The sequence below is a fragment of the Coleofasciculus sp. H7-1 genome (assembly GCF_057473865.1).
This window is the reverse complement of record NZ_JBYCCT010000048.1, coordinates 1-8,201: the sequence shown is the minus strand read 5'-3', so window position 1 is coordinate 8,201 and position 8,201 is coordinate 1. Positions and strand designations below refer to the sequence as shown.

At 47.2% G+C, this 8,201-nt stretch carries 8 protein-coding genes and 1 pseudogene; 5 read left to right on the top strand and 4 right to left on the bottom strand.

The genetic code is table 11. From position 1 onward, the window contains the following. Positions 1-130: 130 nt before the first annotated feature. From AC2VDX_RS12075 to AC2VDX_RS12065, 3 genes and pseudogenes are all read left to right on the top strand, one after another. Positions 131-430: pseudogene (locus tag AC2VDX_RS12075) on the top strand (tetratricopeptide repeat protein); the annotation flags it as partial. Positions 431-433: 3 nt separating this feature from the next. Beyond that, positions 434-1,018: a pentapeptide repeat-containing protein gene (locus AC2VDX_RS12070; protein WP_378179000.1), complete on the top strand. Its 585-nt coding sequence runs from the start codon at positions 434-436 to the stop codon at positions 1,016-1,018. Positions 1,019-1,534: 516 nt separating this feature from the next. Beyond that, positions 1,535-2,029: a hypothetical protein gene (locus tag AC2VDX_RS12065; protein ID WP_378178980.1), complete on the top strand. Its 495-nt coding sequence runs from the start codon at positions 1,535-1,537 to the stop codon at positions 2,027-2,029. 10 nt (positions 2,030-2,039) lie between these two features. Here AC2VDX_RS12065 and AC2VDX_RS12060 read toward each other — a convergent pair whose 3' ends face one another. Continuing rightward, positions 2,040-2,249 (bottom strand): RNA-binding S4 domain-containing protein, encoded by a 210-nt coding sequence (locus tag AC2VDX_RS12060; protein ID WP_378178983.1) that lies wholly within the window; start codon positions 2,247-2,249, stop codon positions 2,040-2,042. Between the two features lie 254 nt (positions 2,250-2,503). Between AC2VDX_RS12060 and AC2VDX_RS12055 the strand changes: the two genes are divergently transcribed. Further along, a complete protein-coding gene (locus AC2VDX_RS12055; RefSeq protein WP_378178986.1) occupies positions 2,504-2,926 on the top strand; it encodes a pentapeptide repeat-containing protein in 423 nt (140 codons plus the stop codon). On the opposite strand, the gene AC2VDX_RS12050 is transcribed toward AC2VDX_RS12055, so the two are convergent. Beyond that, the gene (locus AC2VDX_RS12050; RefSeq protein ID WP_378178989.1) at positions 2,917-4,506 is read right to left on the bottom strand and encodes a PAS domain-containing sensor histidine kinase; all 1,590 of its coding nucleotides are present in this window, start codon (positions 4,504-4,506) and stop codon (positions 2,917-2,919) included. The two genes, AC2VDX_RS12055 and AC2VDX_RS12050, sit on opposite strands and share 10 nt — an antisense overlap. A gap of 235 nt (positions 4,507-4,741) precedes the next feature. Between AC2VDX_RS12050 and AC2VDX_RS12045 the strand changes: the two genes are divergently transcribed. Next, a complete protein-coding gene (locus AC2VDX_RS12045) occupies positions 4,742-6,130 on the top strand; it encodes an AMIN domain-containing protein (RefSeq protein ID WP_378178992.1) in 1,389 nt (462 codons plus the stop codon). Positions 6,131-6,260: 130 nt separating this feature from the next. On the opposite strand, the gene AC2VDX_RS12040 is transcribed toward AC2VDX_RS12045, so the two are convergent. Then, positions 6,261-6,800 carry a DUF3172 domain-containing protein gene (locus tag AC2VDX_RS12040; RefSeq protein ID WP_378178995.1) on the bottom strand — a complete coding sequence of 180 codons (540 nt, stop codon included), beginning with the start codon at positions 6,798-6,800 and terminating at the stop codon, positions 6,261-6,263. 238 nt (positions 6,801-7,038) lie between these two features. Further along, positions 7,039-7,761 (bottom strand): hypothetical protein, encoded by a 723-nt coding sequence (locus AC2VDX_RS12035; protein WP_378178998.1) that lies wholly within the window; start codon positions 7,759-7,761, stop codon positions 7,039-7,041. Positions 7,762-8,201 lie beyond the last annotated feature (440 nt).

Here is an 8,201-nt window from a genome sequence, read left to right as displayed (position 1 = left end):
TTCAATTCGATTACTAATTCATTATCTCAGATTTGGAGATGTTCCAATTCCCTATCAAAATCAAAGAAATCATTTTCGGCTCCCCTCTCGCATTCTCGCTCGCATCATACCCTAATTCAGCAACGCCGGAAATGCTTACTACATTCTCGGTGAGGATACAAAAGCGATAGAGTACCAGCAACAGCGATTAGCGATTGTCCGGGAACTCCAAGATCGTCCAGGTGAGATGCAAACGCTCTCAAATTTGGGGGCGGCTTATAATTCTTTGGAAGAATATATAAAAGCGATCCTCTGCTTTCACCAGGCAAAAGCGATCGCTAAAGAATTACCAGACGTTCGCGGGGAAGGACAGGCGCTCAAAAATCTCCGACTCGCTTACACTGCCCTCGGAGACTTGCAGGCAGCTCGTGATTACCAGCAGCAGTATCTGACAATGGTACGGGAACTTTTGGCAGCAGCCAAGGCAGATGACTTCATCAGCAGCGCCAAGATACTGGGCATCAATCCATCTGAGGATTTTGCTAGAGGCGATTTGAGCGGTGTTAACCTCCGCAACGCCAACCTCCGCAATGCTGACCTCAATCATACCAATCTCAGCAGTGCCGACCTCACCTTTGCCGACTTGAGCCGTGCCTGCCTTAGCGGTGCCAACTTTTCCCATGCCTGCCTTTGTAATGCCAATCTGCGCGATGCCCATCTGTTGCACGCCAACCTCACTCAAGCAGATTTGCGGACTAAAATGCCCCGTGCCAATTTAACCAGTGCCAACCTCAGCGGTGCCAACTTAAGCAGTGCTTACCTTCCCAATGCCAACTTGACGAATGCCTCCCTGAAGGCTGCCAATCTCAGCGATGCTGATTTAAGTGGTGCTAACTTGAGCGGCGCAAATCTAAAAGATGCTGAGCTTAAGCGTGCCGATCTCCAGGGTGCAAATGTGGAGAATGCTTCGTTTGAAGGGGCTTTGGGGCTTTCGGAGGCGATGAAGATCGAGCTAAAGCAGCGAGGGGCAATTATTTGAGTCTGGGAGAGAGGGATTGAGAGCGATCGCTCCTACCCCAGCGTCACCAATCCTACTGGAAAATCCGCCACCAACCGCAGCATTTTCAGCCACTGCAAACCCATCAAACTTTCTTTAACCTCTGTTCCAACAACAATCATAAGATTAAACTTCGGTCTATCTAACAATCCTTTTCCTGCATAAATCTTAAAAAAATCTTTGCCCCGTGTTGCTTACATAACTTATCCAGGTTTAATCAAAAAATACTCCAGCTATTTAACTGCCAATATTTGCTTGCTATTATAATTTAAAGAAAACCTTGATTGATTTTTTTATACTTTGTTTACGTTCGACATATTATTATAATTCCATCTGATAGCCGAAACTATAAAAGTATTTCGACCCTTGCCTAGATGACTAAATACCCATACTTCACGTAAAAACCATCGCCTTGCACGATGTCCCCGAAGTTCTGGTAACACTTTTACAATTAATAAGTACATCTTTCAACAAGAAATCCCCGAAATAGTTAAGCGTATGTTCCATTCAATAAATCCAGCCAACAATTTCAGCTTAGACGGCGTTTACACTTGTCCAGTTTGTCGGCACGGTGAGATTTCAGCGATGCCGTTAATGGAAGCATTGGCTTGTAATTTTTGCCATCATATTTTCACTGCCGATCCGATTCAACAGTCCGTGAAAATGGCAGATAGCGCATCACCGATAACTTGGCGCTGGAATGGTCGAACTTGGCAAGGTGCCCATCGCAAGGGGAATGAATTGGGTTGGGGTGTTGGGTTGGCAGCAGTTGCCTTAGTCCTATTACCGACTACCCTTGTTGCCTTGTCTACCTACTTTTTTCCCCCAATACCAGGTACTCCCTTATCTTGGGTTCCCAGTCTTTGGATTGGGTTAACCTTTTTAGCTCATCTTGTTTTTGTAGTAGATGTTGTTGTTGAATATTATCAATTCCCAGTGTTTGCTTACGTCAACGCAATCCGACGACATCTGTTAAAAGGAACAAATTTCTAAAACCCTAGGACTAGACATTGTTCAACTCAACCTCAAAAGTTCGTTTTCCTAGCGTTACGCGATCGCCTGAGACTAACTGTCGTCCTCGCCGGGTTTCCAGGGTGCCGTTGACTGAAACAAAACCCTGTTGAATCAAAAGCTTAGCTTGCCCACCCGTCTGCGCCATCCCTACCCACTTTAAAAACTGATGGAGCTTAATTGTGTTGCCACTTACCGCCATAAAAAGTGTTGCACTCCAACGTAACCGTATTATGCTAATGGCTAATATAGCAATCCCTAATTTATTTGGGAATAACTGTTTTTGGGTAGTGGTAAAAAGTTTTAAGTTGTAGAACACTTGCGGTTATCGCGTCTGAGTTTTGAATTAAAGAACTCTCTTCTCGCTTCAAAACCCAACCGACGGCTACATATTTACCACAACCAGAAATTTCAGCAGTTGCGCCAAACTACATTAACCAGAAAAGGCAGGAGTGAATGATCGTTAATAAGGATGAACTGCTGGAGCGATATGCGGCGGGAGAACGGAATTTTAAAGGTGCAGACTTAATTGGAACCGATCTTAAAGGCGTGAATCTGAGTCTAGCGAACTTCCAGGAGGGATCGCTCAGCGAAACTGACTTGAGTGGAGCTAACCTGAGCCAAACCTTTTTAATGGAGGCAACTTTAGGCACAGCCAATCTCAGTGGAGCCAATTTGAGCGGGGCGAATCTCAGTGGAGCCAATTTGTTTCGGGCAAATCTCAGAGGTGCCAATTTGAGCGGGGCAAACTTGAAAATGGCAGATTTGACAGAAGCAGACTTGAGTGGGGCAAACTTGGACGGGGCAAACCTTTGGGGTGCTTACCTGACGGGCGCGAAACTAGACGGTACCAACCTGCCAAAAAATACTTATTCTTGAATGTGCTGTCGAATCGGAATTTCGATAACGAACTCAGTTCCCTGCTCTGGTGTTGAATTACACTTCAAAACGCCGCCATGTCTCTCGACGATGATTTGATAGCTGATTGACAAACCCAACCCCGTGCCTTTGCCTGTGGGCTTTGTAGTAAAGAAAGGTTCAAAAATTCTAGTGCGTATTTCTTCGCTCATTCCGGGGCCGTTGTCGATAATCCGGATACTCGCTTTTCCGTTGTCGAGGACATCGGTACGAATCCGAATACAAGGCAGGGCATCTGGGGAAGAGACGAGCAAGGGAGCGTGTGCCATTTCCTCTGCGCCTTTGCCTCTTCGCGCCTCTGCCTCCTCTAGGGCGTCAATCGCATTGGAAATGAGATTCATAAATACTTGGTTGAGGAGTCCGGCATAACACTCTACGGAGGGCAAATCGCCGTATTCTTTGACAATGGCAATCCCCGTATTTGCTCCTCTGGATTTCAAGCGGCTGTGGAGAATCAGCAGGGTGCTGTCAATGCCTTCGTGGATATCAACCGCCTTCATGTGGGCTTCGTCAATCCGCGAGAAGTTTCGCAGGGACTGGACAATTTGCTGAATGCGGTCAGCCCCGATTTGCATGGAGGACAGGGTTTTGGGGAAATCCGAAATTAAGAAATTCAGATCGATTGCTTCAGCTTCCTGTTCAATCTCAGGCACTGGCTGGGGATAATGTTTGGCATAAAGCTGTAGGAAGTTTAGCAAATCCTGGGCATATTGATTCGCATGAACCAGATTGCCGCAAACAAAGTTGACAGGGTTGTTAATTTCGTGGGCAACACCCGCAACTAACTGCCCTAAACTAGACATCTTGTCACTTTGGATCAGAAGCGTCTGGGTTTGTTGAAGTTCGCACAGGGCAAGTTGCAGATGCTTAGCTTGTTGTTTAAATTCTACTGCCGATGCTTTTAAGGTTGCTTCAGCGGATTTTCGTTCGGTGATGTCGGTGACGAAGCCTTCGCAGTAGAGTAAGGCACCCGCGCGATCGCTTAATGTATGCCCGAAGTACTGCTCGTCCTTAGCGTATGCTGCGCTATAGCCGCTCACAGCTTCATATTGCTTCCCAGATCGCAGCTCTTGTCGTACTGCCCGTGCATTTTCCGAAATCCAGATGATGCTGCCGTCTTGGCGATAAACCTGAGACTCAAAGCCACTCACCGAACCGTGTTCTTGCAGCAAGTACAGAAATTCGTCGCGCCGATTGGGATCTACGTACAGCTGGTGCTTGATGTCCGTCAAATGGGCAATCAGTTCCTCTGGTGAAACGTAGCCGTAAATCCGTGCCAGCGCTGGATTCGCACTAATGTAACGTCCGTCCGGGGTTGTCTGAAATATCCCCTCAACGGCGTTTTCAAAAATACTCCGATACTTTTCCTCTGCTTGCCGCAAAGCCTCTTCCACCTGCTGACGCTCGGTGATTTGATTTGCTAGTTCTCGATTGACTTGCTGTAACTGCATCGTTCGCTTGACAAGCGTTCTCTGGACTTTTTTCCAACGCTCCACCCAGCTAGAAGAATCAATTGGCACATTGTCACGGCTTAGGAACATGGGAGGTCTCAGAGTTTAGTTAGCCAATGCTCTTAGTATGAAATCATCCGAGAAATTACTGGGTGATAGCACTCGCTTTGGAAGTGTGATCTTTTATGTGATGATTTGGTGATATAAATCCATTCTTTTTGTGATATAGATCGCTGAACTTACGGAGACAATTGTTGTAGTTGGAACGTTTTCTCAGTCAACTGCGATGTGGGGAGAAAAATTGATACTGGGAGTTCGACTTTTTATGAGTAGACTGAAAACGCTTAGTTTGGTTGGCGTGATGACGATCTTAGGGATCGGCGCTTTGGAGCTAAAAGCGATCGCTGCCCGCTTAACAAATTGGCGATTTGACCCAGCGCTTAATCAGTTAGAAATCACTCTGGATGAGGGAACGACGCCGCGTTATTTTCTTCTGGCTCAACCGCCTCGGATTGTTCTGGATTTACCCAATACTCAAGTGGGAATGGTAGAAACTCAACAAAGTTACCCCGGCTCAATCCGCCAAATTCGAGTCTCCCAGTTCGAGGCTGGCGTCACCCGAATTGTGCTGTATCTCGCACCAGAGGTAGTTTTAGCCCCCCAACAAGTGCAATTGCAATTGGAACCTGGGAATCGCTGGGTATTGCGTCCCCTGATTGCTGGCGTCGCTCCAGAAGCAGTGGCTCCTACTAGGGGCGGGGTTTCTCCGTCCTTGCCTCCGGCTATCTTCCCAGGGAACCAAATGCCTGGTGTAGTGAGGGTGCCGCCTCTGAATAACTCAAGCACGGTACCCAATTTAGCGACGCCAACAGTGCCTCCAGCGGGAATTTCGACGGATAATGTATCGGTCAGCGTACCTCCTATTTCAGGCGCGATCGCTGCGGCACCACCAGTACCCGTGAGGCAGTCTCAGTCTTCCTCTGTCACCAGAGTGGTTGAATTTGGTCAACCGTTGCCGATGGAGGAAAATCCTACCCAAGTGCCCGCAAGGAGAACCAGAGTAGCCCCAGTACCATCCCTAGAAGCGGGTGCGTCTGTGCCCATGTCGATACCTGCCGCACCTACAACAGCCACCTCTCCAACGGTTGTCGTACCGCCCCTATCTGCTGCGACTGTTGTGCCCGATCCTTCCAGCTCCAAATCGGCACCGATACAAGCGCCAAATGTGCCATCTCTAAATCCAGACGTTCTACTGCCTTCTGGCACGCCGCTGAGCCTGCGTTATCCGGGCGACAAGGTTTTAACGCTGCGAGATGGTGTCTCGCGCCAGGAGGTGTTGCTGCTAGAGGAAGAAATACGCGATCGCACTGGTAAACTCATTGCCCCAGTTGGTACGCAGGTGATCGGACGCTTTGAGATCGACAGGCGCGGCAGTCGCTTCATTACCCAAGCAATTAGCCTGGGTGGACGCAATTTTCCCCTTCTCGCCCAATCAGACTCCCTAGACGGCAACCGCCAACTTTCACAAAACCGAGTTGTCCGGAATTCTGCCATTGGTGCTTTAGCGATCGTGCTATTAGGAGGTTTTTCAGGCGTCGGTTTATTGGGAGGCGCTGCCGCCGGTGCTGCCACTACCTATCTGACAGCTCCTCAAACCGCCATCATTCAACCCAATCAAATTCTGCAAGTTCAGCTCAGCGAAGATTGGCGGTGAAGTAAGTTGCTAATGGCAAAGAAATGGTAAGTAGGTAGACATAATTAAACTAAACATCTCAGGGCTTAATCGGTAATGGGTAATTACAATAAACAAATCCCGATTACCGATTAACCATTAGCGATTAGCCCTAGAAATTGTTTGTTTCTGGCGGCGGTGCGCCTGCTCCTGGCTGATTCAGGAAGAAATTCTGGGCACCATCGTTCTGATAGATGCAGCGGATATCCGGTTGACCGTCCAAACTGCCGGTATAGCCAAAGGTGTTCATCCGGTTCTTGCAATCCCGCACCTGATCGGCAGTTACCAGTTTTCTTTGCTCCAAAATAGACCAGTTGTTACTACGCAAAACACAACCCGGTCGCATATTGGGCTGCGAAACATAGACATTAAAGGGATTTAGCGTTACATAGACGCGAGTATCCATCACCATTGCGCTGGCTCCAAACTGCACGCAAAGCTCAGGATTTGGGGCAGCGCGGTCAATGAAATCACGCGATGCAACGTTTTCTGGGCTAAATGTTGCTGTGGAGCTAAAGCCAATCCCCACCCCAATTCCTAGAACGAAGACGCCTCCGATTAGGGCGATGGAAGTGTAATTGAAGGGGGAGGATTTAGAGGATTTGGGGGCAGTATAGGAATCAGAGGTAGGGTATCTAGATTTACGTTTCATCGTCGGTTAGGTAATTTCACGCCTACTGGACAGGGAGTAATCAAACTGCTCTCCTCCTCCCAGTATGGCGATAGATTGTCCCGCCAAGCGGACACAAGGGAGGAGGAGAAGGGAAAAGAGGAAGGGAAGGGGTGGAGGGGCATAGAAGATGAAGCTACACTTTCCCCTGCTACCAGATGCGGTGCATCGCGTCTCTACAATATTTCTTGCACCTGTAGCTGCTTTGTCTCCCCAGTGCTTACTCCTCACTCACCAGGTTTCTACTTTCGTTCAACAATTGGGAGTAGGCATGGGCGACATCTTTGAGATGTTGATATTCTTCTTTCATTCGTTGATACTGCAACTCAAAAGCCAGATGTGAGACGAGAAGCCGATCGGGATTGTACTCAGCTACCTTAACTCCAATTAAAGCCTCTCTAATTAAACGAACATATATTTTTTGTAACTGTTCGGCTTTCCTTAACAGTTTTTCAACCTCAAGTAAAGCTTTCTCATAGGTCTCTACTTGGAGAGAATACACATCAGAGGTAGATACTAAATCGGCTAAGTCATTAATTTTACGATATTGCTCCTCAAGTACAGACATTTCTGGCTCTAATTGCCAGTGTTCTTGAATGATGGGAGCCAGTTCTTTGATGGTAGTCAGCTTTGGATCGTTCGTTTTAGAGTTTTGCTCAATGACTTCTATATCATTCAGAGGATGCCAGGAATAAATATATTCAACATCCCCATCAGGCGTCAGTCTGGGAAAGACAACTTGGACTCTATTGTGACGCCTAACCATCAGCGGAATTCCATAGTTTTTTAGAGGTAAGCTGGGATACTTCTGTTCTGCACCTTTCACCAAAACAACACTATTATTTTTAATTTGTTTAATTTTGGTTTTACGTTTTTCATTAACCAGATAGGCAATGACCAAAGGTACAAGTATTACAAGAATGATTAGAAATCTTTGCAGCACAGCGATCGCCTCCAGCCTCTATGTGTTGCAGGGTCAGGTAGTCGTTGATTTATTGTGACCGATTTTGCCCTCGACTGACGAATGTAGGCGGGGCAGGGATGCAGGGGTGCGAAATTTCATTTACTCCTCGCCTCTGCTTGGCTTCTATCTCAAGCTAGGTGGGGACTGGATTAAATGTAAACAGGACTTACGCACTGAAAGCTTGAAACCTAGATCCCCCCTAACCCTCCGATAAATTGGGGGATTTAGGGGGATCTCTGCATAAGTCCTAGTAAAGTAAAAATTAAGCAGTTCTCTGTTGGCTTGCATCTGTGGGCGTTGCTGAATTAGGGTATGATGCGAGCGAGAATGCGAGAGGGGAGCCGAAAATGATTTCTTTGATTTTGATAGGGAATTGGAACATCTCCAAATCTGAGATAATGAATTAGTAATCGAATTGA